This window comes from Flagellimonas aquimarina (assembly GCF_003149745.1).
GTDB lineage: Bacteria > Bacteroidota > Bacteroidia > Flavobacteriales > Flavobacteriaceae > Flagellimonas > Flagellimonas aquimarina.
Window position 1 is genome coordinate 146248 of sequence record NZ_QGEG01000003.1, and the last position, 25782, is coordinate 172029.

The 25782-nt window shown below is 37.7% G+C and carries 24 protein-coding genes and 1 riboswitch; of the genes, 3 read left to right on the top strand and 21 right to left on the bottom strand.

The features are described from left to right. Positions 1-5: 5 nt before the first annotated feature. Genes DKG77_RS13895 through DKG77_RS13905 form a run of 3 tightly spaced genes read right to left on the bottom strand, consistent with a single transcriptional unit; the run spans position 6 to position 2839 of the window. On the bottom strand, positions 6-866 hold the full coding sequence (locus DKG77_RS13895; protein ID WP_109664155.1) for a prephenate dehydrogenase: 861 nt from the start codon (positions 864-866) through the stop codon (positions 6-8). 3 nt (positions 867-869) lie between these two features. Continuing rightward, the gene (locus DKG77_RS13900) at positions 870-2012 is read right to left on the bottom strand and encodes a pyridoxal phosphate-dependent aminotransferase (RefSeq protein WP_417935478.1); all 1143 of its coding nucleotides are present in this window, start codon (positions 2010-2012) and stop codon (positions 870-872) included. Beyond that, on the bottom strand, positions 2009-2839 hold the full coding sequence (locus DKG77_RS13905) for a prephenate dehydratase (RefSeq protein ID WP_109664159.1): 831 nt from the start codon (positions 2837-2839) through the stop codon (positions 2009-2011). The genes DKG77_RS13900 and DKG77_RS13905 overlap by 4 nt, the downstream gene beginning before the upstream one ends. Positions 2840-3234: 395 nt before the next feature. Between DKG77_RS13905 and gldA the strand changes: the two genes are divergently transcribed. Continuing rightward, entirely contained in the window at positions 3235-4128 is an 894-nt protein-coding gene (gene gldA / locus DKG77_RS13910; RefSeq protein ID WP_109664161.1) for a gliding motility-associated ABC transporter ATP-binding subunit GldA, read from the top strand. Here gldA and DKG77_RS13915 read toward each other — a convergent pair. Next, entirely contained in the window at positions 4125-6452 is a 2328-nt protein-coding gene (locus DKG77_RS13915) for a TonB-dependent receptor (protein WP_109664164.1), read from the bottom strand. The genes gldA and DKG77_RS13915 overlap by 4 nt on opposite strands. 66 nt (positions 6453-6518) lie before the next feature. Then, a complete protein-coding gene (locus DKG77_RS17240) occupies positions 6519-7502 on the bottom strand; it encodes a response regulator transcription factor (protein ID WP_279305977.1) in 984 nt (327 codons plus the stop codon). A gap of 171 nt (positions 7503-7673) precedes the next feature. Here DKG77_RS17240 and DKG77_RS13925 point away from each other — a divergent pair, with 171 nt between their 5' ends. After that, positions 7674-9104 (top strand): pyridoxal phosphate-dependent decarboxylase family protein, encoded by a 1431-nt coding sequence (locus DKG77_RS13925; RefSeq protein WP_109664166.1) that lies wholly within the window; start codon positions 7674-7676, stop codon positions 9102-9104. An 8-nt stretch (positions 9105-9112) separates the two neighbouring features. On the opposite strand, the gene DKG77_RS13930 is transcribed toward DKG77_RS13925, so the two are convergent. Beyond that, entirely contained in the window at positions 9113-9514 is a 402-nt protein-coding gene (locus DKG77_RS13930; protein ID WP_109664169.1) for a group III truncated hemoglobin, read from the bottom strand. A 47-nt stretch (positions 9515-9561) separates the two neighbouring features. On the opposite strand from DKG77_RS13930, the gene DKG77_RS17030 reads away from it, so the two are divergent. Continuing rightward, entirely contained in the window at positions 9562-9747 is a 186-nt protein-coding gene (locus tag DKG77_RS17030; RefSeq protein ID WP_165819401.1) for a hypothetical protein, read from the top strand. 149 nt (positions 9748-9896) lie between these two features. On the opposite strand, the gene DKG77_RS13940 is transcribed toward DKG77_RS17030, so the two are convergent. The 15 genes from DKG77_RS13940 to DKG77_RS14010 form a co-directional block, all read right to left on the bottom strand. Beyond that, positions 9897-10493, bottom strand: a complete 597-nt coding sequence (locus DKG77_RS13940; RefSeq protein ID WP_109664171.1) for a Crp/Fnr family transcriptional regulator — start codon at positions 10491-10493, stop codon at positions 9897-9899. Continuing rightward, positions 10490-11098: a MarR family winged helix-turn-helix transcriptional regulator gene (locus DKG77_RS13945; protein ID WP_109664173.1), complete on the bottom strand. Its 609-nt coding sequence runs from the start codon at positions 11096-11098 to the stop codon at positions 10490-10492. The genes DKG77_RS13940 and DKG77_RS13945 overlap by 4 nt, the downstream gene beginning before the upstream one ends. Before the next feature lie 54 nt (positions 11099-11152). Next, complete coding sequence (locus tag DKG77_RS13950; RefSeq protein ID WP_109664175.1) at positions 11153-11416, bottom strand: DUF2024 family protein; 264 nt, start codon at positions 11414-11416, stop codon at positions 11153-11155. Between the two features lie 4 nt (positions 11417-11420). Further along, the gene (locus tag DKG77_RS13955; RefSeq protein WP_243414935.1) at positions 11421-12143 is read right to left on the bottom strand and encodes a hypothetical protein; all 723 of its coding nucleotides are present in this window, start codon (positions 12141-12143) and stop codon (positions 11421-11423) included. A 53-nt stretch (positions 12144-12196) separates the two neighbouring features. Then, on the bottom strand, positions 12197-12430 hold the full coding sequence (locus DKG77_RS13960) for a thioredoxin family protein (protein WP_109664178.1): 234 nt from the start codon (positions 12428-12430) through the stop codon (positions 12197-12199). Positions 12431-12508: 78 nt separating this feature from the next. After that, a complete protein-coding gene (locus DKG77_RS13965) occupies positions 12509-13474 on the bottom strand; it encodes a serine hydrolase domain-containing protein (RefSeq protein ID WP_243414936.1) in 966 nt (321 codons plus the stop codon). Between the two features lie 180 nt (positions 13475-13654). Next, a complete protein-coding gene (locus tag DKG77_RS13970; protein ID WP_109664183.1) occupies positions 13655-14407 on the bottom strand; it encodes a head GIN domain-containing protein in 753 nt (250 codons plus the stop codon). Beyond that, positions 14404-15504: an acyloxyacyl hydrolase gene (locus DKG77_RS13975; RefSeq protein WP_109664186.1), complete on the bottom strand. Its 1101-nt coding sequence runs from the start codon at positions 15502-15504 to the stop codon at positions 14404-14406. The genes DKG77_RS13970 and DKG77_RS13975 overlap by 4 nt, the downstream gene beginning before the upstream one ends. Before the next feature lie 19 nt (positions 15505-15523). Continuing rightward, entirely contained in the window at positions 15524-16477 is a 954-nt protein-coding gene (gene metF, locus DKG77_RS13980) for a methylenetetrahydrofolate reductase [NAD(P)H] (RefSeq protein WP_109664188.1), read from the bottom strand. Positions 16478-16480: 3 nt separating this feature from the next. Continuing rightward, the gene (gene metH / locus DKG77_RS13985) at positions 16481-19177 is read right to left on the bottom strand and encodes a methionine synthase (RefSeq protein WP_109664191.1); all 2697 of its coding nucleotides are present in this window, start codon (positions 19175-19177) and stop codon (positions 16481-16483) included. Between the two features lie 14 nt (positions 19178-19191). Continuing rightward, on the bottom strand, positions 19192-20193 hold the full coding sequence (locus DKG77_RS13990; protein ID WP_109664193.1) for a homocysteine S-methyltransferase family protein: 1002 nt from the start codon (positions 20191-20193) through the stop codon (positions 19192-19194). A 77-nt stretch (positions 20194-20270) separates the two neighbouring features. After that, positions 20271-20386: riboswitch (SAM riboswitch) on the bottom strand. Positions 20387-20528: 142 nt separating this feature from the next. Next, complete coding sequence (locus DKG77_RS13995; RefSeq protein ID WP_109664196.1) at positions 20529-21590, bottom strand: NAD(P)/FAD-dependent oxidoreductase; 1062 nt, start codon at positions 21588-21590, stop codon at positions 20529-20531. Between the two features lie 10 nt (positions 21591-21600). Then, complete coding sequence (cobA, locus tag DKG77_RS14000; protein ID WP_109664198.1) at positions 21601-22368, bottom strand: uroporphyrinogen-III C-methyltransferase; 768 nt, start codon at positions 22366-22368, stop codon at positions 21601-21603. After that, positions 22361-24451, bottom strand: coding sequence for a HEPN domain-containing protein (locus DKG77_RS14005; RefSeq protein WP_109664201.1), 2091 nt, complete (start codon positions 24449-24451; stop codon positions 22361-22363). The genes cobA and DKG77_RS14005 overlap by 8 nt, the downstream gene beginning before the upstream one ends. 78 nt (positions 24452-24529) lie before the next feature. Further along, positions 24530-25777, bottom strand: coding sequence for a sulfate adenylyltransferase subunit 1 (locus DKG77_RS14010; RefSeq protein ID WP_109664203.1), 1248 nt, complete (start codon positions 25775-25777; stop codon positions 24530-24532). Positions 25778-25782 lie beyond the last annotated feature (5 nt).

Below are 25782 nucleotides of genomic sequence, written 5' to 3' on the forward strand. Positions count from 1 at the left end.
AAATTCTATTTTTTTGTAAGTGGTATTCCTTTAAGTATTTGTTTTATTCTATTGGTATTGTTCATTTCTTTATAGACATTCTCAAAATCATCGTTCAACAACAATCCTTTGAAGGTTTCCAGATTTTGAATATACTCTTCCAATGTCTCTATTACATTTTCTTTGTTTTGCTCAAAGATTGGTGTCCACATATCCGGAGAGCTTTTTGCCAGACGCACTGTACTTTCAAATCCACTTCCCGCCATATCAAAAATATCTCGTTCATTCTTTTCTTTTTCAATTACCGTCTTTCCCAACATAAATGAACTTATATGTGATAAATGGGATACATAGGCTATATGTTTATCATGCGCATCTGGGTTCATATAACGAATGCGCATTTTTAACTTCTGAAAAACTTCCAGTGCTTTTTCCTGGAGCATAAAAGCGGTCTTTTCCACTTCGCATATAATATTGGTTTTTCCCTCGTACAAACCATTAATTGCTGCCGAAGGACCAGAAAATTCTGTACCAGCAATAGGATGACAGGCCATAAAATTCCTGCGTTTAGAGTGGTTGGATATTGTTTGGCATACCAACCTTTTGGTTGATCCGGCATCAATTACCACAGTTTCATCACCTACTGCATCCAGTATTTTGGGCAACTCTAACACAAGGGCATTTACTGGAATACTGATCAATACAATGTCTGCCAAAGCCAAGGATTGATAACTGCCTTCTCCCTGTATTATCCCCAGTTCCAACGCCTCCTTTACATGGGATTCATTTGTATCGATACCAAGAATATTGGCTTCTGGGTACACTAGTTTTAAATCCTTAGCAAAAGAACCTCCAATCAATCCAATACCTATAATGACTACATTCATATTCTAAAATCTAGCTATGGCTTCTTTAATTTTTTCTTCTTTTACACAAAGTGAAAACCGAATATATCCTTCGCCATTATTTCCAAAAATGGTTCCTGGGGCTATAAAAATATTCTTGTCATATAAAATGTTGTCAACAAACTCTTCAGAATTAACTGAACCAAGTGGGAGCTTTGACCAAACAAACATACCTACTGCGTTACTATCATAACTACAACCAAGCTTTTCAACTAATTCAAACATAAGCTCTCTTCTTCTTGTGTAAATACTATCCAAAGCTTCAAACCATTCCGAGCCACTTTTCAAGGCTTCTATAGCGCCTTTTTGGATTCCATAAAACATTCCAGAATCCATATTGCTCTTCACTTTTAATATCGCATTTATATGTTCTGAACTTCCTAAAACCATCCCTACTCGCCAACCGGCCATATTAAAGGTTTTACTTAGGCTATTAAGTTCCAGAGCTACATTTTTTGCCTCTTCAACCTGTAAAATACTGGTTGGATTTTTGGATAAAACAAAGCTGTATGGGTTGTCATTGACCAACAAAATGGAGTTTTTATTTGCAAAATCAACCAGCGTTTTTAATCGCTCTATACTTGCAGTTGCCCCAGTTGGCATATGAGGGTAACTAATCCACATTAACTTTACTCTGGACAGGTCTGTTTTTGAAAGTTTGTCCAAATCTGGAAACCAACCATTTTCTGCCTTTAAATCATATGTTTGAGGGACTGCTCCAACCAGCTTAGTGACCGAAGCGTAGGTTGGGTAACCTGGATTGGGCAAGAGAGCTATATCTCCTTCATTTAAAAAAGCCATGCTAATATGCATAATGCCTTCTTTAGAACCCATTAAAGGTAGAATTTCGTTAGACGGGTCTATAGTAACCTCAAACTTTTCTAGATAGAATTTGGCAATAGCCTCACGTAGTTCTGGTAAACCTTGATAGCTTTGGTATTGATGGGCTCCCATATCGGAGATAGATTGCTTCAAGGTTTCTAAAACTTTAGGTGATGGAGCTAAATCAGGACTTCCTATACCCATATTGATTATAGGTTTACCTTGACTGATTAGTCCCCGAACCTCCCTCAATTTTTTAGAAAAGTAGTATTCTTGAACACTATGTAGCCTATCTGCTGTAATCATGATATTAGTGCATTTTTATATTCCCCTAAAACCCTAAAATCCTCAGACATTATTTCTAAAAGTGATTTTGCTTTTGTAAATTGATTATAGGTATCAAATGTAACATCCACAAAAAAAGCATATTTCCAAGGGGTCTCAATCACAGGTAGAGACTGGATTTTTGTCAAATTCAAATTACAATCACTCATTACATTCAACACTGTTGCCAAACTTCCTCGCTTATGATCAGTAATAAATCTTAAAGAGGCCTTATTAATTTCTTCCTCTGGCAGAACTTTGTTCTGTTTTTTAAGGATAATAAAACGCGTAGCATTGTTCTTAATCGTTTGAATTTCAGAGGCAATAATATCCAAATTATACAACTCTGCAGCAACTTTAGGTGCAATGGCAGCAATATTAGTTAACTGACCTTCTTTGATCCGTTTGGCGGTCTCGGCGGTATCTACATCTTCAACCAGTTTTATATCAGGGAATTTCTTAAAAAACTCCTTGCATTGCAATAACGCCATGGGATGTGAATGCACTTCTTCAATATTCTTCAATACGCACCCTTTCAAAACCATCAAATTGTGATGGATGTTTAAATAGTGCTCCCCAATAATGTGCATATTATTGTGGTATACTAAATTATAGTTGGGAATTATGGACCCTGCAATTGAATTTTCGATAGCCATTATTCCTTTATCAGCCGAACCATTGTGCAAATGTTCTATAATAGTGTCAAACGAAAGGCATTCCACTAAATCCACATCAGCACCAAAAAAATCATTTGACACTTGATGATGATTAGAACCCCTTATTCCCTGTATTGCAACTTTCAGTTTCATTCAAAAAAAAATCCCCGAAGATATTTCGGGGATTCATATGTGTTTTATACGTTCAATGTATTTTACAACAGCCCCTTACTTCTTTCAAAAAAGAAATAGAAATAAAAACTGTTCCAGAAATACGTATTTGTCATTTTGTTGTAATTCTAAGGCTAAGATAGGTATTCAATTGAAAAACAAAAGCTAAACCCTAAATTTTTTCGATTTTCAGTAAAATGCTCAGATTTGTTGAATATTACTTTGCAGAAATATCCTTTTTTTAAGAATTCAAAATATTTTAGAATTTTCCAGGTTTAACAGAAATGACCAAATTGATCTGTTGTACATATCAAAACAAGCCCTTCTGTGACAATCGAAAAGTCTAAAACCGTATTTTTGAATTCAAATACTTTTGAATGTCCATTATAGTAAATAACATTACCAAGACTTTTGGAAAGCAAAAGGCATTGAACAACGTTACTTTCTCGATCGATAAAGGCGAAATTGTAGGATTCCTAGGGCCAAATGGCGCCGGTAAATCAACCATGATGCGTATCTTGACCACTTTCTATAAGGCCAACTCTGGAGATGCGGAAGTAAATGGGTTTGATGTTGTAAAATCCGAACGAGAGGTTCAAAAGAGTATTGGTTACCTGCCAGAGCATAATCCGCTCTACTTAGAAATGTATGTTAAAGAATATTTGGCTTTTAATGCCAATGTCTATAATATTGGAAAAGATCGTATAACGGATGTAATTGATCAAACGGGTCTTTCCCCAGAAGCTCACAAGAAAATATGGCAATTATCCAAAGGATACCGTCAACGCGTTGGTCTAGCAGCTGCATTGTTGCATAACCCAGATGTGTTAATCTTGGATGAGCCCACTACCGGACTTGACCCTAACCAACTGGTAGAAATACGAAAACTGATCAGGGAAATTGGTAAGGAAAAAACTATATTGCTTTCTACCCATATCATGAAGGAGGTTGAGGCTGTTTGTGACCGCGTTATCATTATTAATAATGGAGAATTGGTCGCCGATAAAAAACTGGAAGAACTACGTGAAGCTAAAGAGCAGATTATAGAAGTAGAGTTTGATTATAGAGTTGAAGAAGTGCTACTGAACAAATTGCCCAATGCATCTAAAGTGAAGAACACTGGTGGTTTTACCTATGAAATCACCTTTACTACATCAGAGGACATGAGGCCCGCAGTTTTTGATTTTGCGCACGACAACAAATTAAAAACATTGCAATTGAGCAGAAAAAACAAAAACCTTGAAACTTTGTTTACGGAATTGACGAACTAGTTTATCCTCTTTATATTCTCATCTATATCCTTGTTTTTAAATTTCGCCACTTTGGTATTTCCAAAAACATATTTTACCGAAAATGCCACCTCTTTTGCATCTGCAAAATAAACGCCTTCAGCTTCTACCCCATGAATTGTATAACGCTCTTCAAAATTCATTGCTCTGGTAATATCATTTAAGCGAATTGCACAATATAGTTTTTTAAATAGTGTTTTTGTTATAGATGCATTCAGGACCAACATGCTGTTTCGATTAAATATCCCTTCCTGCCTTCTGGTCAATAGCCAGCCTCCAAAGGCGATGGTTGTATCCTTTCCAACAATGAACTGCTGATTGGAATACGCATATAGAGAAGGTTTGGTAGCCCCCAGTACTGCGGTTTTATCCTCTATCCTATTGTAATTAATGTTTATGGTATTTGTAGAAGTCCATTTTTTGTGGGAAAATGGCAGGGTCAATCCAAGGTAAAATCCAGATTCCTTGTCCAAATTAACCGGAGATAAAATTGCCTTGTTTGATGCCTCATCAAAACTTATAGTAAAATAGACAGGATCGGTATTTGTGTAATATGAAGCATATACAGATGTTTTCTTCCATTGAAAATTAGCTGATAACTCACTGGTCAAGGTAGGTAAAAGATTTACGTTATTGGCACCTTCTAAAAATGGGTTAATGAATGCGGTTATTGAACTTGTCCTAGAAAAATTTGGTCGTGAAATGCTTCGAGAAAAGTTAACCGAAGTAGTTTTGGTACTATCCAACTTAAAGTTCAAATTTACCCTAGGAAAGTAATTTGTATTTGTTCGCTCCAATAAAGGAGAAGTTTCTTTTTCAATTTGGCCCTGCACTTCGTTGTGCTCCAAACGTAATCCCAAATTAAAATCCATCCATTTTTTTAGGCTCCCTGATAAACTGGTATATCCTGAGTATAAAGACTCTTTGTAATCGAACTCTGTAATGGTTTCTTCCGCTATAGGTGCCTCCTGTATATCTGAAAACGCATCCGCTCTGGCTTCGTTCCAGTTTGTGCCAACCTCCCATTTTAGTCTGTCCGAAATATCATACTCAATATCAAGCCTTAGTGCCAATGAGTTGATTTTGTATGTCTGATGCCTAATTTGATCTAGCCTAAACCCATTTTCATTGAAATTGTTTGAAACCTCGGTATCTAAAGATTGTTTAAATGAGGAATATTGAAATCCTGTAAATAGATTTATATCGGAAGCCAGGTTTTTGCTAAAATTAAAATTGCTGCTGAAATAGTCTTTTTTCTGTTCATTAGCAGTTTCAGTTAAAATATTATTCTCCAATTCTCCATCTCGAAGAAAAGTTTCTGTTTCAATAGGAGCTTTATCCGTTTGTAACTTAAAGGTTGTATTGAATGATATGTAATCATCTTCTTCTAAAGGATGAAAAAAACCTAATCCACCATTAATTTGTGTGCGATTACCTAATGGTATCAGCACCAAATAATCTGAAAAAATATCTTCTTCAGGAATGCTAAATGCAAATGAGTTACTCTCCCAATGTCCCAGATCATTATACGCCAGGTTACTTTGAAGATTCCATTTTCCGTTGGAATAGTTGCCGTTCATATTAAGATAACTATTGTAGTTCCTTTTAACAGAAACTGTCTCACTAGCATTAACCTTGACTCCTTTTTCTGAGTTGCCTTTTCTTGTCACTAAAAGTACTGCCCTCCCCTCCGCTTCGTATTTCGCTGTAGGGTTATTGATCAATTCAATGCTCTCCAAGCTATCCACGGGCAAAGCTGTAAATTCTTCAAAACTGATACGCTGACCGCCTAAATATATCAACGGATTCCCTTTCCCAATAATTGATATGGACGCTCTATCTGGTGATATTTGGACATTTGGCAACTTGGACAAAACATCCAAAGGTTCAGGAACAGATGAGAAGACCGGATTTTGAACATCAATTTTTAAGTTGCCGTTTTTGTTGGTTATTGGGTTTTTGGCAGCTACTACTTCAACCCCTTCAAGTTCGGTTGCATCTTCCTTTAATGTAATTTGTAATTCTCTACTTTGAAATAAAAGAATTGTTTTTTCAAAGCTCTCATAACCAAGTGCCGATACCTTAAAATAATATTCGTTTTCTGCTATCTGCTCCAATTTAAAATCCCCATCCAGCAACTGGGTATACAATACCAGGTTCTCTTGGGTTGCATCGTACAAAAGCACATCACCCGCAAGAATGGCATGCCCCTTTTCATCTACTACTTTCCCAGATATCTTATATTGATTTTGACCATATGCCACTGAGATTGAAAACCAACAAACAAACCAAAATAAATACTTCAAAACGCCTACATTTTTGAGGCAAAGTAAAAGATGAACAGGATTGTTTTAGAAATTATAAGGTCTGATTTAGGTACTAGTACCCGTACTTTTTTGAAGCAATTCTTCCCTATTGGCAACATTTAGCTTGCTGTATATATTGGTGATATGGGTTTTAACAGTGCTAAGGCTGATAAAAAGCTCGTTTGCAATCTCTTTATTACTTTTTCCTTGAAGTATAAGACCTCTTACGGTTCTCTCCTGTTTGCTCAAAACAGAAACGGTCAATTCTTGCCGTTTGTTCCTTGTTTTTACAATAACAAAACTCAATGCAACAACCATAAAAAGCAGTCCTAAATTTATCCATCTGCTCTGTTGCAGTTCCTTCTCCAAACTTATACTCGTTAAGTAAGCCAATTTCCTTTCTAAAAATGCATAGGTCAAAGGGTCTAAATCACTTGCTTGTAATTCTGAAAGCAAATGCAGATAGTATGTTTCATTTTGACCAATATCCGCATCTAACAACTGTTGGCTTTCCAACTGTTTAACCCCAATCAATTTTACCATCAATATTTGAAGTGAATCTTTTACGTAGCCTTTTCTGGGCATTACCATTTCTTCAGAGGATCCATATTGGGCAACTAAATCGGATTCAAACGTTTTGAACTTTTGCCATTCTAGATGTGCTTGATTGGTTGTGTGAAACTTGGCGAACAGCTGTTTTCCTTTTCCGAATTTTATAAAGTCTTTGTTGGAAAGAATGAAGTCAACCTGCTTTTTTACAGTATCATTGATTACTTCCCGAATTCTATTGATTGAAAGGCGGTACAATTCATTTGATTCTGAAATGTACTTTTTATTAAAAGCAAAGGAACCATCTTTCCTAATTTGGGCTATGGCCACAGGTTTTCCAACTTCACCCTTTTCCAAGTTGTTTAGGGACAACTTTCTCAACTGCACGTTTGTTTCCCATATATCAGGGTTTTCCATATTAACAAAGCCGGAAATAGCATTTTGGGCCGAAAGATGGAATCCGAATATGATAAAAACAAGGGGTAAAATAAATTTCTGCATCAAAAGTACTTACTCAATAAAATTACGGTATTTAAGGTGTTGAAACAATTCAAATACCAGTTTTCCCATTTCTATTGCTTTACAACTTTTTCCAATACTATTTTACGGCAAACATCATGTTATCCAAATATGCAAATCGGTACTTTTGCAATTCAGGGTTAATCTGATTTCATGAAAAAAGACCGAGCTAGTTTAGAACTATCAAAAGAAACAATGAAAGAGTATGGCAACCATGTTGTAAATGCCATAATTGAACATTATCATACTCAGAGCAACAAACTTCCAGTAGCAATGGGGTCCAGAGAACAAATGGATTCCCTTTTTCTCGAAGAGGCCCCAGAACAGGGCACCGAACCGTTGGATGTGCTAAATTTTGTATTGGAAAAGGTGATGACAAATAGTACCGATCTGTCTCACCCCAAATCGTATTCTTTTGTGCCAGGTCCAAGTAATTACATAAGTGTCATGGCAGATGCCCTTGCAACTGGTTTTAATATTTTTTCGGGCGGTTGGGTAGCCTCACCTGCTGCAGCTGAACTGGAAATCATTACTATACAATGGTTGCTCAAAATATTTGGATTTCCACAAAAAAAAGGTGGTGGCATTTTTACCAGCGGAGGTTCCATGGCAAACTTAACGGCATTGACCACTGCTAGAAGAATTAAATGTGGTGAGGATTTCTCAAAAGCGGTAATCTACCTTTCTGACCAAGCACATTCATCAAACATTAAAGCAATTAGGGTTTTAGGGTTTAAAAAAGAACAGATCAGAATAATTCCAACAGATCTTGAGTTTAAATTTGCTATTAACAAGCTTAAAAACTGTATTGCAAAGGATAAGTTAGAAGGGCTTTTGCCATTCTGTCTCATAGCTACCTCTGGCACTACAAACACTGGCACTATAGACCCTTTGTCAGAGTTAGCCACTATATGCAAAAAAGAAGATATTTGGTTTCATATAGATGGTGCTTATGGAGCCGCCGCAATTTTAGCTCCAAAGGGAAAACAGCTTTTAAAGGGTATTGAAAAAGCCGATTCTTTGACTGTAGATCCCCATAAGTGGTTTTTTCAACCTTATGAAATGGGCTGTCTTTTAATAAGAAACCATAAGCATTTGAGCCACACTTTCACCGAAAAACCTGAATATCTTAGAGATATTGAAGGGAATACTTCTGAAATCAATTTTTACGACCATGGTATTCAACTTACTAGAAGATTTAGGGCATTAAAATTTTATATGTCTTTAAAGACATATGGATTAAAGGAATTTAGAAATGCAATCACATACAATATTGACTTGGCCGAGGAGGTTGAAACACTATTGAGGTCCAGTAAACATTGGCAAGTTGTTTTTCCGGCAACCTTGGCAATCATTAATTTTAGGTACAATCCTATTGCAAAAAAGCACTCAAAAAAAGAACTGGATGCCATCAATCAATATATTTCGGAAAAGGTAGTGTCTTCTAGAAAAGCATTGCTGGTCACCACTGTATTGCATGGAAAAACGGTCTTGCGTATGTGCTTGATCAACCCAAGGACAACATTGAACGATGTTAAAGAGACTCTGGCACTCTGTGAAGCATTTGCCAAGGACCGTGACTAAAAATTTGGCTACTTTGAATGTAAATGTTTACGGTGTTCAAAAATGGTCATAAACATTCTTACACTTATGTTTCGGGCTCTCTGTTTTGCCTTTTCTGCATTTGCACCCACAAAGTTAGCATCAATAGTTTCAATCCAATGGCGTAACCAAATTCCAAAATGATAGTTGGAAATTTTATGGTACATTTTTTCATCCAGCTCTGCATGAACCATGAGAGGGTTACCCTTGTACTTCTGAACAAAAAACAAATTGGTTTCCCAAAAATCCACTAGTTTGTCTATATGCGCTGGCCAATCATCTATGGCTTCATTAAAAAAATGACCTATTTCGGCATCCTTTCTAACCTTCTCGTAGAACTGAGTTACCAATAAACGAACTTCCTTTCTAGTTTCTATTTGCACTTTTGCCATATTACAGCAAATTTAATGTTAAAACAACTGTGCTGAGAACAACACTAATGATAAATAAGTTAAATATGGTTTTTGGTGGTTGTTGCGATAGCACGGATGCGTTGAACCCCATACATGCTATGGTCACTAAAAACAACTGGAACATTTGTATGGCCGATGCCCCATTTATTAAGATATACATTGCAGCCACCGAGCCTAGGCAGCTTTGGCAAATTATAAATATGGGAGAATAGCCATTAATACTCTTTTTAAATTCCTGTAAACCTTTTGAATAGAGTTCCATAATATATGTCATTTGTCATATTATGAAGCAAAATTATTATAGGTTGGACGCTTACTTTTATGACTTAAATCATAAAAGAACTGATATGGCGTGAAATTCCTATCGGACTATTTTATGAGATTGAAGTTGAAGTATATTTTTCTTTTCCAAAGATTTTATGGCGCGAATTACGGTTTCTACTCTGAGTCCAATGAGGTCTGCCATTTGCTGCCTAGATAGTTCCACTAAATATGGCTCCTCGTCTGGAATCTTATGAATATGTGTTTTAAAATAATCAATAAGTTTTAGTAGTCTATGTTCAGGACTTTCTGAAGAAATCTCTGCCACCATAGTAGCTTTATAGTGCAGCCTACGAGCCAACACTTTTGTCAAAACTAGATGCGTTTCTGGGTTCTCTTTTAACAATGCTAAAAACTTGCTTTTCTCAAGCTTCCAAACTATGCTGTTTGCAACAGCTTCGGCATATGCCGGATATGCCAATTCAGCTAATAAAGGTGGTTCACCAAAACTTAGTCCCTCAGAAAATATGCCTTGAATAAACTCCTTGCCATCCTCATTAAAATTGTTCATCTTGATTTTGCCAGAAATAACCTGAAAATAATATCGGGGCAAAGTATCTACCCCAAAAAGCACCTCCCTTTTTACAAGGTGAACCTTTTCCGCTCCATACTTTTTTAATAAATCGTCTGAAATCATGACTTTTCTTCAAACTCAACACAATCCAGTCGAATATCCGAATGTTTTAATTGTTTTTCTAACAAATGGCAATAATGGTTGGCCGTTGTTTTCTGATAATATTTGCATGCAAAACATGTCCGTTGCACTGTTAAAACACCAGTTCTGTTGAGTTGATAAATTAATTTACTTAATGTCTTAAATAGATTTTCTTTTTCTTCTGTCCCTATAGCATCCATTTGATTTTCCAAAGGACTGGCAAAGTGCTCCGTCTTTTCTACAATCCCTTTTCCAGCACCTGAGAGCAAAATTGAATAGCTCCGATTGTCAGAAGAAGAATAATCTTTGATTATATATCCTTTTTTGTCCAACACTCTTATGGCATCACTAATGGTGGGCTTGGTAACATTGAATTCCAGAGCCAAAAAGCTCACATTGTTGAATTCACTCTTATGATAAGCAATGAAAATCAAGATTTGAATTTGAATAGGACTCAAACCTAATTCCTTGGCTTTTTCCCATAAAAGGGCTTTAAAAGCTTGGGATATTCTCTCCAAACCAGTAATTATTTTACTAGAAAGGTCGTTTTGTTGTTGTTCCGGATTAAAAACACTTTTCTTGTTCATAAAAAACAAAGCCTGCCGATTGTTCGACAGGCAAAGTTAGTTATCCTAATTAAATTAGGAGCAATTTTCCATTTCAATGATATAATATCCGTCCGCCATAATATCATGCTCAACCTGCAAGGGTGCTTCCTGCATATGGCAAAACTTACATTCATTAACTGATAATTCCGCTGTTACAAAAGGTTTTGAAGCAAGATACTGCTTGCCAAAACCATAAATTACAGCTATATCTGTTAAGGTACTAGGAACTAAAATGTCAAAATGCATGACCTTACCATCTTGTCGTGGAACATAGGTATCCCAAACTGAAACCTCCATACTGTTATTTTACAATATAAGGTAAAGACAAATCACCACTAGCAATGCTGAAGACTTCATATACTCCAAGCATGGGCATGTCATCAACACTGGTATTCACCTTCATGAAGGCAGTAACCCCATCATAGGTGAAATTTATTCGATTATTAATCCGATAGTCGGGGACAACAACCTTGATAATTTCGTTTTTAGTAAGCACCGGATACCCAGGAGAGTCCATATACATTGGCATACCAGGATTTGTTGGAGGAAGCACCACAGTTTCATCCGCTTTTTTGAACTGTTTCACAGAGAGCCCACCAGCAACCCTTTTATCCTCAGTCAGCACCACCCAGTGTGGATGCCAAATTACACCATCATTGTCAAAAACGGTGTCGCTATTCTCATCCCATAGCGGTGTATCATCAAAGTCTGGGTGAGAGGTTAAAGCTAAGGCGACTATACCTGCCGTGGCATTAAAACCAACATCCGTGGGTTGCAGGCTAGTAGGAAAAACATATCCAAGCACCGGAGCACCATCTAACTGTCCAACTGCTTTTGGCACAGTAGCTCCAGCATGGCCATTTACGGCTAACTCCCAAATGGTTACTCCTAAATCGGTTTCATGTGTGACTTGTATGGCCTTAATTTCAAAATCTGAATTATTATAAGGACTTTTTTGGGCACAAGAAGTAAATAGACTGCCACCAAACAACATGCCCATGATTGCTAAATTTTGTAATTTCATAACTATAAATATTTAATTAGTAAGGATTCCTAACTTGTAGGGTTTAAAAAGAGTTAACCTTTAACATCTTCAATAGAAGCGCCATAATTAATATGTAGTACATTTCCATTAGGTGTAACCAATGCCGGTACAGATTTAATTCCCAAGTCTTCAGCTTCGGAAATTCTACTTTTATCTTCCCCTATGTTAACTATAGAAACATTCGTTGCTCCAACAAGACCAATTAACTCTTGTTCCGCAGTTACACAAACTGGACAGCCTGCATGATAAAAAACTGATTTACTCATTTGTATCTTTTTAGTTTTTGCATTATTGCGATACAAATATAGTTAGGATTCCTAACTTATAAAAATAAAACTTAGATTTTACATTAAATTTTGAATGTTTTCTAAATCCTCCTGTACTTTGGGATCCGTACAATTAATTAAGATAGAGATGACCATTTCTTCCTTTGGGTATACAAAAAAGTTGGAGTACGCGCCAACACTATTGCCTACATGACCTACATAATGCCGTCCTAGACCGTCTTGACTCACTTGAAAACCTAACCCGTAGTATGTTGGTTTTCCATTTACCGTTTGCGAAGCGAGTATTTCATCCCATATTTCTGGCCTTACCAATTTCTTCTCTAAAATGGCCTGTCCCAACTTGGAAATATCACGACTAGTGGACAGATAACCACCTCCGGCCAGTTTAAAGTAATTATTGACCGGCACCGAGTTCTTAAATCCTATAGCTGTTTTAGAATAGCACTCCACAATGTTTTTAAGCTTCATTTTACTGCTTTGTGGTGAGAACGTATTCATCATTCCTAGAGGGTCAAGTACTTTTTCTTTTACATATTCCTCAAAAACAATTCCACTGGCTTCTTGCATAGCAAGGGATAGAAGCACAAAATCAAAACTGTTATATAAATACCCTTTACCCGGTTCAAAAACCAAAGGGTCATCTTTAAAGGCTTGAATACTCTCTTTAATGGAATATGGCTTGTTCAAGGCATATTCTTTACCTCTGTATCCTCTAATACCAGCGGTATGACTTGCCAAATGTCTTAATGTAAAATCAAATTCTTTTTTGGGATAATAAGGCACATAATCATAAAACGAGGCATCCAAATCCACTATCATTTCCTCTACCATTTTTGCCAACGCAATACCAGTGATACACTTTGAAATACTTGCAATTCTGAAAACCGCTTCTTCTGGAGTTACTTTAACTTTTTCCTCCAAACTCGCATAGCCATACCCCCTTTCAAGTAGCATCTTACCTTGCTTTAAAATAGTAACTGCTAGCCCTGGCACCTTCTTATCCGCAACAAGATTATGTAACATGGCATCATACCTTTTAAATCCATAGAGATTGTCGAGGGATTTAACCTGATTTGAGTTAAACAAATTTTTAAAATATGAAAAGAATGGATTCAATCCTTTTTGAGTTTGTCTTTCCTAATGTAATGAGAAATTCTATACTTTCCAGAGGTTACCATCTATGCGTAAAACAACACCAAATGGTCAATCATTAAAAATCAATTGTCCATTGAAAAGTTCTTCCACCTCAACTTCTGGTGGCCGGTTAGTACTTATAACGTCTCCTGTACCTCTAATGACCCCGCTGATTCGCTGTTGCGGGTTTACAAACACGTCATTTGACCCCCGATGATTGATACTTACATTTTCTGAAATAAGATTCTCCGATTCAATTCTGGAATCTCCGGCAGCTATATCTATATTCAGATTCATTGTGTTTCCTCTTAATTTAAAATATGCAATACCGTTAGTAGTTATCCGCAAATTTTCTGAGTTTACATTTAAATCAAAAGAACCATCCGTGGTTTCTGCTTCTGGCTCTCCAAAACTTTCTGATAATAACAACAGATTGGGGTATTCCAATACTCCATCACTAGAAATCAACAAACCAGTGCTGCTTCGTATTTCTTCTATGTTCGGTGCAGTAACATACACTGTTGTTAAGCCATAATCACGAAAAAAATTACATCCATTCTCGTTTCTAAGAATGAGACGGTTATCTTCCACTTGGGCAGAGACTTCTTTTCTAAGGAATTCTCCTGTTTCAACTTCCACCACTTGTTCCGTACCTTGCCTTATGACCAAATTGATGTTTTCAAAGACCGTTATATTCGTGAATTGAGCAACTTCTGCAGTTTCTCGAACCAAATCACCAGCACTTTGAAAACAATCAGGAGTGTTCTCACCACTACATGCGATTAAAAATAAAAACAGATATATTATTGGCCATTGCTTCATAAACGAACTCCTATTCCAAATTCTACGGTTTCTGCCTTTGCTCCGTGCGATTTTAAGGTAACGGCTCCAAAGATTTTATCTCCTAAATATCTTTTTAAACCTATCCTATTATACACTTTACCTTCAAAATCAAAAGGATAATATACATAATACCCTAGTTGGGCAATGACACTCATTTTATTTACAAAAAGTTCATGGCCTATAAAAAGTCCCACGCGTTTATAATCAGTATCTGAAGCTACATCAAGTTCTGGAAATGAAATGGATTGAAACCGAATGAGTTCCTTTAAGAAATTAGAAAAGAAGACATCTGTTCCAAATTGTATTGCACTTTTTCTTCCAAGTCTTTTGTCTGCATATGCCGAAAAAATCAAAAATCCGTAACGCCCAGAATCAATCACATCACTTTCATTGGCGCCACTTCTCAAAACCAAATTATATCGGATGGGCTCGGTAATCTTTTCTGTAGTTTGAGGTTGAATAAATTCGTATGATTTTTCCGAATCCAAATCATACGTCAACCCCAAGTTAAAAGCCATGGTATTGGTGGAAGTGTTGGGCGCTTTAAAATTTGCATTGGAATAATGTAATAAAGAAATCCCAGCTTTCAACCCAAAACCTGAAACAAGATTCTCTTTGCGGTAATTGAGCATTACCACCGTAGACGCCAGTACGTGCGATCCATAAGCATTGTTTCTGAAATTTCTTGACTTGTCATAAGGATTTGTATTGTACGCCAACCCTTGACCAACGCGCAATTGTAAATTACGCTTTAGAAAATAAAAATTGTAATGGGCATATAATCCAAAATGTTCTCCAAGTGTGGAGTTGTTCATATTCTGATACACAAAAGAAACACCGGTATCAGGATATCCATAAAGTGATTCCCATTCTTCATTCCCAAATCTTTTCCTGCTTAGCCCTAGGATAATTCCACTAGGGTGGTCAGTTATTAAATGTGAAATATCTGGGTTATGTAATACAATGGAGCCATAGAATTGATTTGCATCGATTACAAACTTTTTTGGAATTTCCTCTTTTTGGGAAAATCCATAGCTACTACATACAAGAATACATAAATAAAGTAGGCGCTTCATGTGGCGCTAAAATAGGAAATTAAAATACCTCGTTCGCTATAGCTCGAATATTATCTGACTTACCCATGGAATAATAATGCAAAACAGGCGCTCCAGCTTCCTTTAATTCTTTTGATTGCTGAATACACCATTCTACTCCTACCTGGCGAACTTCTTTGTTGGTTTTGCAAATTTCCACGGCATCTACCAAATCTTGTGGAATATCCACTCGGAATACTTGAGGCAGCAATTGCAGATGTCGCTTAACTGCTATGGGTTTTATTCCAGGTATTATTGGCACCGTAATCCCCATTTTTCTTGCTTCATCCACAAACTCAAAATATTTTTGATTATCGAAAAACATTTGTGTTACAACATAATCCGCTCCCAAATCCACTTTATCTTTTAGTCTTTTTAAATCTGATTTCAAAGAAGGAGATTCCATATGTTTCTCAGGATAACCAGCTACGCCAATGCAAAAATCTGAACAATTATCTGTTTCTATTACCTCATGCAAGTAGTTCCCTCGGTTCAATTCTTGAATCTGTTTTACCAAGCTCGATGCGTATGGGTGACCGCCTTTGGTAGCTTCAAAATACTTCTGTTCGCGCATGGCATCTCCCCGTAACGCCATTACATTGTCTATTCCCAAATAGTGACAGTCGACCAACAGGTATTCTGTTTCCTCTTTGGTAAATCCTCCACACAATACATGAGGAACCGTATCTACATTGTATTTATGCGTTATAGAAGCGCAAATACCCAAAGTCCCAGGGCGCATTCGTGTTAACTTTTTGTCCAAAAGACCATCGCGGTCTATGTATACAAATTCTTCCCTTGAGGTAGTGACATCTATAAAAGGTGGATTAAACTCCATTAGCGGGTCAATATTATCATAGAGTTCCTGGATGCTTTTTCCTTTTACTGGAGGTATAATTTCAAAACTGAATAACGTTTCTCCGTTTGCTTTTTCTATGTGGTCTGTTACTTTCATTGATTACACTTCAACAATATTTGGTGCCAGCCACTTTTGTGCTTCTTCCAATTTAATTTCTTTTCTTTTCGCAAAATCTTCAACTTGATCTTGTTTTATTTTACCTAAACCAAAATATTTAGCTTCTGGATGCCCAAAATAATAACCACTTACACTTGCCGCCGGCCACATGGCCAAACTTTCTGTAAGCTCCACTCCTATTTTTTCTTTTACATCCAACAGTTCCCAAATGGTGATTTTTTCCAAGTGATCTGGACAGGCAGGGTAACCCGGAGCGGGCCTGATCCCTCTATATTTTTCATCGATCAGTTCAGCATTGGACAAAATTTCCTGTGATGCATACCCCCAATGCTTAGTTCTAACTTCTTTGTGGAGGTATTCAGCAAAGGCTTCAGCCAAGCGATCTGCCAGTGCTTTGATCATTATGGAACTATAGTCATCTAGGTTCTTTTCAAATTCAGCGGCCATTTCTTGAGTTCCAAACCCAGTGGTTACGCAAAAACAACCAATATAATCCTGAATACCCGTTTCTTTTGGGGCAATAAAATCTGAAAGCCCAATATTTGGGACTCCAGCTCTTTTTTTGAGCTGCTGACGGAGTGTTAGAAAAGTAAACCCAGATTTTGAACTTCCATTTTCAGTCACTTTAATATCGTCATCTATAGTATTTGCAGGAAACAAGCCAAAAATCGCCTTAGCTTTCAACGATTTTTTGTCCAAAACCCGTTTCAGCATAACCTGTGCATCTTCAAAAAGCTCAGTCGCTTGTTTTCCAACAATATCATCGTTTAGAATAGCAGGATATTTTCCATGTAAATCCCAACTTCTAAAAAATGGAGTCCAATCTATAAAATCTATAAGCTTTTTTAAATCAAAGTCTTCCCATACTTGAATACCAAGTTCATTTGGTTTTTTGATATCGGAAGCATTCCATTCAATTTGAAATTTATTTTCTCTGGCTTCTGCCAATGTCAAGTATTCTTTTTGTTTGGTTCTATTTAAAAACTTATCCCGGAAGCTTTCATAATCCAGTTTGATGGATTTCTTATATGTGCTGGACGTTTCTTTCTGCAATAAATCTCCAACAACTGTCACTGCACGGGAAGCATCATTTACGTGCACCACCGCTTGACTGTATTGTGGGTCTATCTTCACAGCTGTATGGGCTTTACTGGTAGTTGCACCACCAATTAACAAAGGAACCGTAAATTGCTGTCTTTCCATTTCTTTGGCCAGAAAAACCATTTCATCTAAAGAAGGTGTGATCAAACCACTTAAACCAATGACATCCACCTGTTCTTCTTTAGCTTTTTGAATGATTTTTTCTGGAGGCACCATGACTCCCATATCCACGATTTCATAATTGTTGCATGCAAGAACCACACTAACAATATTTTTACCGATATCATGAACATCCCCTTTAACGGTAGCCATTAAAATTTTGCCTGCTCCTTCTGAAAAATTAAGGTCTGGATTATTCTTTTTCTCTTCTTCAATAAAAGGTTCTAAATATGCTACGGCTTTCTTCATCACCCTTGCAGATTTTACAACTTGGGGAAGAAACATTTTCCCACTTCCGAACAAATCACCAACAACATTCATCCCTGTCATTAGGTTACCTTCAATAACTTCCAATGGTCTGGATGCCTTAGAACGAGCTTCTTCAATATCTTCAACAATGAATTGGTCAATTCCCTTGACCAAGGCCCTTGTAATCCTTGATTGTAATGGCTCTTCTCGCCAAGATAGATCGACCTTATTTTCCTTTGCCTTGCCCACAACAGTCTCGGCAAACTCCAACAACCGCTCTGTAGCATCATCTCTTCGGTTTAGAATCACATCTTCAACATGCTCTAACAAATCCTTTGGAATATCATCATAAACTTCCAGCAAAGCTGGGTTTACAATACCCATGTTCATTCCTGCATTAATGGCATGGAATAAAAACACGGAATGCATAGCCTCACGAACTGGATTGTTGCCTCTAAATGAGAAGGAAACATTGCTTACTCCTCCACTAACACTACAATGAGGAAGGTTTTCTTTGACCCATCTAGTTCCTTCAATAAAATCCAAGGCATTCAACCTATGCTCATCCATGCCCGTGGCGACAGGGAAAATATTAAGGTCAAAAATGATGTCTTCCGGAGTAAATTTAACTTGATCCACCAAAATGCGATAGGACCGTTCTGCAATTTCTTTGCGCCGTTCCAAATTATCTGCTTGACCGACCTCATCAAAAGCCATAACGATTACAGCGGCGCCATAACGCTTTATCAATACGGCTTGCTGTATAAATTGGGCTTCTCCTTCTTTTAAACTGATAGAATTCACCACGCACTTTCCTTGCACTACTTGAAGACCAGCTTCAATAATTTCCCATTTGGAACTATCGATCATTATTGGGACACGGGCAATATCTGGTTCAGCGACAATCAAATTTAAAAACCTGACCATAGCTTCCTTTCCATCAATAAGACCATCATCCATGTTAATATCGATGATTTGAGCCCCTCCTTCCACTTGGTGCCTGGCAACGTCCAAAGCCTCATCAAATTTTTCTTCCTTGATCAATCGAAGGAATTTTTTTGATCCCGCTACATTGGTTCGTTCCCCAACGTTTATAAAATTACTATCTGGGGTAACGACCAACGGCTCCAGTCCACTAAGCTTTAAATATTTTGGTTTAGTACTTTCCATAAATGATTCTTCAGCTATGCGGGAACGACTTGTTTTCGTGGTTTATATTCTTTTACCAAATCTGCAATGGCCCTAATATGCTCCGGATTGGTTCCGCAGCACCCCCCTACAATGTTCACAAGTCCTTTCTCAACATATTCCTTGATCTGATTTGCCATTTGTTCCGGTGTTTCGTCATATTCCCCAAATGCATTGGGAAGTCCTGCGTTAGGGTGGGCAGAGACTCCATAATTAGTTTTTGCCGATAATACCTCTAAATGGGGAACTAGTTGTTTTGCACCTAGGGCACAATTGAACCCAACAGAAATAATGGGGATATGTGAAATAGAGATTAGGAAGGCTTCTGCCGTTTGACCAGATAGCGTGCGACCAGAAGCATCTGTAATGGTTCCGCTTACCATTATAGGTACTTTAATATTCCTTTCTTCTTTAACTTCTTCGATGGCAAATAAAGCAGCTTTGGCGTTCAGCGTATCAAAAATGGTTTCTACCAATAAGATATCCGCTCCACCATCCAATAGCGCTTCTACCTGTTGTTTGTAGGCAATGCGTAGTTCGTCAAAAGAGACTGCTCTGTATCCTGGGTCATTGACATCTGGAGACATGCTAGCCGTTTTATTGGTGGGACCAATACTCCCTGCTACAAACCTTGGTTTATGAGGCTCTCTTACAGTGAATTCTTCGGCTACTTTCTTGGCAATTCTAGCAGATTCATAATTGAGTTCGTACACCAAATCCTCCATATGATAGTCGGCCATGGCGATTGTGGTTCCCGAAAATGTATTGGTTTCTACAATATCCGCCCCAGCTTCAAAATACTGTTTATGTACTTCTGCAATGGCATCTGGCTGGGTCAATGATAAAAGGTCGTTATTGCCCTGAAGAGGGTATTTCCAATCTTTAAATCGCTCACCTCTAAAATCTTCTTCCTTAAATTTATAGCGCTGCAGCATGGTTCCCATGGCACCATCCAACACCAGAATACGCTTCTTTAAAATAGTTTCAATATTATTCATAACACAATCACCCCCTTTAAAGGGTTATAATATTGCATCAAGAAAAGTGTAGGAAATGCGCAAAAGGCGTATTCATTACGTTATCCTTCCTAAAACCAAAGTCTGATTTGAGGTAGAATTTAGCACCTTCTTTAAGAGTAAAGGGTTGCTAAGGTTTCATAGGGTCTAATCCCTCCACCTTTCTTGATAACAATTTCAATTTATAAATGAACTGAGTACAAAATAACCACTCTTTGTCCTTAAAAACAACTTAAATCTTCTTTTTATAACGTTAAAACCTTCCTAAGTGGGCACATAGGAAGGTTCTTGACTAACTCAAATAACCTAAAAAAACTTTAGACTATACTTTGCACAACTTCCTTTTTAGCTTCTTTTTTAGTACCATCAAAACCTTCTACTCCGCCAACCGTGGTGTATTTCATAACATATCGTTTATCTGGGTTTATGATTTGATAGGCAAATTGGCACATCACTGCGGCCTCGTGGAATCCTGATAAAATCAGTTTTAATTTTCCAGGATATGTGTTTACGTCCCCAATGGCAAATACACCTTCAATATTGGTTTGGTAGTCTTTGGCATTGTTCACTTTAATTGCATTTTTTTCAATCTCCAAGCCCCAACTACCTATTGGTCCAAGTTTTGGAGAAAGTCCAAAAAGAGGGATAAAATGATCCGTTTCCACATAGGTTTCTCCTTTGTCATTATCATTATACTTTATGACAACAGCTTGTAGTGCATTTTTTCCATGTATTTCTTTTACCTCAGCTTCCGTATACAACTGAATTTTACCCAATTTGGCTAATTCCGATGCTTTTTCAACTGAATCCAAAGCGCCCCTGAATTCGTTTCTTCGGTGCACCAAAGCAACTTCTGAAGCCACATCAGCAAGATAAATGGCCCAATCCAAGGCTGAATCTCCACCTCCTGCTATGACCACTTTTTTGTTTCGGTATACTTCTGGATCCTTAATGATATAAGAGACTCCTTTGTCTTCATAATCAGCAATATTGGCAATCAGAGGTTTTCTTGGTTCAAAAGAACCCAAGCCGCCAGCAATGACCACTACGGGAGCATGGTGCTTGGTTCCTTTATTGGTAGTTACCACAAAAGACCCGTCTTCTTGCTTCTCCAAAGTTTCTGCACGTTCTCCCAAGGTAAACCCAGGTTCAAATGGTTTTATTTGTTCCATTAGTCTACCCACTAAATCACCTGCCAATATTTCCGGATAAGCGGGTATATCATAAATAGGTTTTTTTGGATAAATTTCTGAGCATTGGCCTCCTGGTTGGGGCAATGCATCTATTAAATGTGTTTTTAACTTTAGCAAACCTGCTTCAAATACGGTAAACAAACCTGTTGGACCTGCTCCGATTATGAGTATATCTGTTTTGATCATCTTATTCTTTTTACAATAACACTGCTTCTTTATGGTAGTATTCTCTTTGGATTTCCAATATTTTCTCTCGATGCCCTACCACCTCACCAATAACAATAATGGCAGGATTGGATAACTGCTGCTCCCTTGCCTTGTACTCAATAGAAGCAACAGTACCAATACCTATTTTTTCTTTATCCGTAGTGCCATTTTGTATGATCGCTACAGGTACGTCCGATTTTCCTTCGCTCTTAAAAAGCTCCATAATCTCTGATAGCTTTGACATCCCCATCAAAATAACTACTGTCGCGTTTGACTTAGCAGCCAGGGCAACATCTTTGGATAGTTTATGTTCTTTTGTGGTTCCCGTAATCACCCAAAAACTCTCTGCCGCTCCTCTTTTAGTAACAGGAATATTTTGAAATGCTGGTACGGACACCGAAGAGGAAATTCCTGGAACTACTGCCACCTCTATACCTTGTTCAGCTGCATACTCCATTTCTTCTGCACCTCTGCCAAAAACAAAAGGATCTCCACCTTTAAGTCTCACAACATGTTTGCGCAAGTAGGCACGTTCAACTATAAGTTCATTGATCTGCTCTTGTTGATAGGCATAACAACCTTTACGTTTCCCCACAAAGATTTGCTCAGCATTTGGCGCATAATCCAATAATCCTTTATCCACCAAAGCGTCATACAAAACAACATCTGCATCTTGTAATGCTTTAACCCCTTTTAAGGTAATTAAGTCGACATCTCCGGGGCCTGCTCCTACTACAGTTAGTTTTCCTCTATACATGTGCCAATTCTAATTTTCTATATGCCTCTAGTTGTTCCAATACTGCTCTTGCATCTTCTAAAAAGTCTTGAGCAAACTCTTGGGATGGCCTATTTTTGTTGAGTTGAAGCGCTAAATCTTCAAAGCTTACAGCCAGATCTATCTTACCTGTCTCAACATACAATCTGTCAAAATCTTTGATGATACTGGCATGGCTGTTTGTTTTTACTTTTTCTGATGTTAACAGTGCTTTTGCAGAGTTTACAATAGACTGGTAGGAATAGTAGATACTTGCAGCCCACTTTTCTTGCACCAATGCATCTTCGGCGCTTTGAATCTTTTCCTTGCTTTCTAGGAAAAGTGTAGCCACCAAATCAACAATCACTCCTGCACATTCTCCAATTCCAATTTCCTTCTTGTATTTTTCAGCATTACCCCAATCTATAAAATCATCTTGTGTTAGATTTTCAATGTCTGCAAGTGGTTTTAGATAATTGTAGAAATAATGTTCTCCTTTTTCCCAATAATAATCGGCAAAAGAAGCTCCATTGCCATTTTCATTAAAATCGTCTAAAATTAATCTTAGCGCCTGAGGTCCTCTTTTGCTCGGAATTTTTACAACTTTGTCTGCAAATCTTCCCTTCCCATTTCCAAAATTACCTCCACCCAATAGTACCTGTAAAGCAGGTGCAACGAGTTTATCCTTGGTACGAATAGACATTCCTTGGAAACCAATATTGGCCATGTTATGTTGCCCGCAAGCATTCATACACCCACTGATTTTGATGACCACATCTGGGTTGCTGATGTATTGTGGATATTCCGCCTTTATTACTCTTTCCAACTCTTCTGCTATTCCTGTACTGCTGGCAATTCCCAAATTACAGGTATCCGTTCCCGGGCAGGCGGTGATGTCCAAGGCCTTGTTATATCCTGCTTCCACAAACCCCAGTTTTTGAAGTTCCAAGTAGAAAAAGGGAACCAATTCTTCTTTTACATAAGGAATTAGAATATTCTGTCTGAGTGACAACCTTAACTCTCCAGCAGCATAATTCTTGACCAATCTTGCCAATGCCCTTGCTTTGTCTGTATAGAAATCACCCAATAAGACTTTAATCCCAATGGCCACAAAACCATTTTGTTTTTGAGGTACTATATTGGTTGATTTCCATTGTTCAAATGCATTGGTATCCTTTATTTGAGCTAAAGGAACCACAACATCTGCAATTTCCGGTTTTGGGTAGCTTTCAAAATCAATACGGTAGGTTTGATGTGGAACCGCCAATTGTTCTTCTTCCAACAAAGCCTTGAATCCATCCAGACCAATGTCTTTCAACAAAAACTTCATACGAGCCTTTGCCCTACTCTTTCGTTCTCCATATCTATCAAAAACACGGATTACACTTTCCATTAAAGGAACAATTTTCTCTGAAGGCAAGAAACTATAAAGTTCGTCTGCATGACGAGGCTGTGAACCAAGTCCTCCCGCCAACATCACTTTAAAACCCCTTTCTCCATTTTGTATTTTAGCTATAAAGCCTAAATCATGCATATAGGAAAGTCCTGTATCTGAATCACTTGCAGAAAACGAGACTTTAAACTTTCTTCCCATTTCCTGTCCAATAGGATTTCTAAGGAAATATTGAAAAACGGCATGTGCGTAGGGTGAAACATCAAAAGGTTCGTTTACATCAATACCAGCAGTCTCACTTGCAGTAACATTACGCACAGTATTTCCGCAAGCTTCACGCAAGGTGACATCGTCTCTCTCCAATTGTGCCCAAAGTTCAGGGGTACGATCTAAATCTACATAGTGAATCTGTATGTCTTGGCGCGTAGTTATATGGAGTCTTCCTCTAGAATATTCATCAGACACATCACAAATACGAAGTAGCTGGTTTGATGTCACTTTACCATAAGGCAGCTTAATGCGTATCATCTGCACCCCTTGTTGACGTTGTCCATAAACTCCTCTGGCCAAACGAAGGCTTCGGAATTTCTCTTCATCAATTTTACCGCCTTTAAACTGACGAATTTTGTTCTCCAATTCAATAATATCCTTTTCTACTATTGGATTTTCGATTTCTGTTCTAAAGCTTCTCATATTTCTATTTTTCCTATCTATTTACTAGGTTTTAAAAGTGTTTATTTTATAACCTAAGAACCTTGCTGGTCAAATTTTTTAATTTATAAATCCCACTCCTGCGGTATTGTTTGTTCTGCTATCTAAAATGATAAAGGAGCCATTTGTGCGATGATCCTTAAAACGATCATAGAAAATAGGCCTGTTCAATTTTAAACGGACTTTGGCAATGTCGTTCATTTGCAAAGTGGAGACATTCTCTTCAATACCAGAATAATCTGGATGTATCTTGTGTTCTATGGCGTCTACTTTGGCCAATACTTTGTTCACTCCATGTTGAACCACATATTTCCCTCCTGTGGTCATGTTATCGGAATCCATCCAAGATATGGTAGCTGTTAGCTGTTTGTCTATGGTTGGCAAATCTCCTGTCTTTACCAGCATATCACCCCTACTTACATTCACTTCATCTTCCAAAGCAATGGTCACCGATGAGCGCCTTGGCGCTGTTTGGTATTCTTGATCATGAAAATATATGCTCTTAATCCGACTGCGGGTCATAGATGGTAGCACTACAACATCATCCCCTACATTTAACTCTCCTCCGTATACCTTGCCCGCGAATCCACGAAAATCATGAAATTCTTCAGTTTTTGGTCGAATTACATATTGTACTGGAAAACGCGGAGTACCCACATTAGAGACAGCGGCCAAATCCAGGCCTTCTAAATGTTCCAAAATGGTTTCGCCATTGTACCACGGTGTGTTCTTAGATTTATCGACCACGTTATCGCCCTTTAAGGCACTTACCGGGATAAAGGTGATTTTTTGGTCTGCATAATCACGTTTGCTCATTAACTGCTCAAAATCTGCTTTGATAGCATTGTATTTTTCCTCCGAAAAATCTACCAAATCCATTTTGTTTACAGCAACAATTACTTCTTTCACCCTAAGAAGGTTATTGATGAAAAAATGTCTGTTTGTCTGCTCTATCACCCCTTTTCTAGCATCTATTAAAATGATGGCCGCTTGTGATGTAGATGCACCCGTAACCATGTTTCTTGTATATTCCACGTGCCCGGGAGTATCCGCGATGATATAGCTTTTTGATGCCGTAGAAAAATAGATATGCGCCACATCAATTGTGATACCTTGCTCTCTTTCTGCCACCAAACCATCTGTAGCTAAGGAAAAATCAAGATAATCGTATCCCTTTTGCTTACTTGTTTTTTCAATGGCCTCTAATTTGTCATCTGTCAACGATTTTGTATCGTAAAGTAGCCTTCCTATCAAGGTACTTTTACCGTCGTCCACACTACCTGCCGTTGCTATTTTTAAAACTTCCATTTTTT

What these genes read in the sequence shown, in the direction of transcription:
- DKG77_RS13960 (WP_109664178.1), bottom strand. Translation starts at nt 12,430, where the DNA reads ATGAGTAAATCAGTTTTTTATCATGCAGGCTGTCCAGTTTGTGTAACT.
- metH (WP_109664191.1), bottom strand. Translation starts at nt 19,177, where the DNA reads ATGGAAAGTACTAAACCAAAATATTTAAAGCTTAGTGGACTGGAGCCG.
- DKG77_RS13975 (WP_109664186.1), bottom strand. Translation starts at nt 15,504, where the DNA reads ATGAAGCGCCTACTTTATTTATGTATTCTTGTATGTAGTAGCTATGGA.
- DKG77_RS13945 (WP_109664173.1), bottom strand. Translation starts at nt 11,098, where the DNA reads ATGAACAAGAAAAGTGTTTTTAATCCGGAACAACAACAAAACGACCTT.
- DKG77_RS13955 (WP_243414935.1), bottom strand. Translation starts at nt 12,143, where the DNA reads ATGAAATTACAAAATTTAGCAATCATGGGCATGTTGTTTGGTGGCAGT.
- DKG77_RS13950 (WP_109664175.1), bottom strand. Translation starts at nt 11,416, where the DNA reads ATGGAGGTTTCAGTTTGGGATACCTATGTTCCACGACAAGATGGTAAG.
- DKG77_RS14005 (WP_109664201.1), bottom strand. Translation starts at nt 24,451, where the DNA reads ATGAGAAGCTTTAGAACAGAAATCGAAAATCCAATAGTAGAAAAGGAT.
- DKG77_RS17240 (WP_279305977.1), bottom strand. Translation starts at nt 7,502, where the DNA reads ATGCAGAAATTTATTTTACCCCTTGTTTTTATCATATTCGGATTCCAT.
- metF (WP_109664188.1), bottom strand. Translation starts at nt 16,477, where the DNA reads ATGAAAGTAACAGACCACATAGAAAAAGCAAACGGAGAAACGTTATTC.
- DKG77_RS13970 (WP_109664183.1), bottom strand. Translation starts at nt 14,407, where the DNA reads ATGAAGCAATGGCCAATAATATATCTGTTTTTATTTTTAATCGCATGT.
- DKG77_RS14010 (WP_109664203.1), bottom strand. Translation starts at nt 25,777, where the DNA reads ATGGAAGTTTTAAAAATAGCAACGGCAGGTAGTGTGGACGACGGTAAA.
- gldA (WP_109664161.1), top strand. Translation starts at nt 3,235, where the DNA reads ATGTCCATTATAGTAAATAACATTACCAAGACTTTTGGAAAGCAAAAG.
- DKG77_RS13995 (WP_109664196.1), bottom strand. Translation starts at nt 21,590, where the DNA reads ATGATCAAAACAGATATACTCATAATCGGAGCAGGTCCAACAGGTTTG.
- DKG77_RS13925 (WP_109664166.1), top strand. Translation starts at nt 7,674, where the DNA reads ATGAAAAAAGACCGAGCTAGTTTAGAACTATCAAAAGAAACAATGAAA.
- DKG77_RS13965 (WP_243414936.1), bottom strand. Translation starts at nt 13,474, where the DNA reads ATGTTACATAATCTTGTTGCGGATAAGAAGGTGCCAGGGCTAGCAGTT.
- DKG77_RS17030 (WP_165819401.1), top strand. Translation starts at nt 9,562, where the DNA reads ATGATAAATAAGTTAAATATGGTTTTTGGTGGTTGTTGCGATAGCACG.
- cobA (WP_109664198.1), bottom strand. Translation starts at nt 22,368, where the DNA reads ATGTATAGAGGAAAACTAACTGTAGTAGGAGCAGGCCCCGGAGATGTC.
- DKG77_RS13905 (WP_109664159.1), bottom strand. Translation starts at nt 2,839, where the DNA reads ATGAAACTGAAAGTTGCAATACAGGGAATAAGGGGTTCTAATCATCAT.
- DKG77_RS13895 (WP_109664155.1), bottom strand. Translation starts at nt 866, where the DNA reads ATGAATGTAGTCATTATAGGTATTGGATTGATTGGAGGTTCTTTTGCT.
- DKG77_RS13930 (WP_109664169.1), bottom strand. Translation starts at nt 9,514, where the DNA reads ATGGCAAAAGTGCAAATAGAAACTAGAAAGGAAGTTCGTTTATTGGTA.
- DKG77_RS13990 (WP_109664193.1), bottom strand. Translation starts at nt 20,193, where the DNA reads ATGAATAATATTGAAACTATTTTAAAGAAGCGTATTCTGGTGTTGGAT.
- DKG77_RS13940 (WP_109664171.1), bottom strand. Translation starts at nt 10,493, where the DNA reads ATGATTTCAGACGATTTATTAAAAAAGTATGGAGCGGAAAAGGTTCAC.
- DKG77_RS13900 (WP_417935478.1), bottom strand. Translation starts at nt 2,012, where the DNA reads ATGATTACAGCAGATAGGCTACATAGTGTTCAAGAATACTACTTTTCT.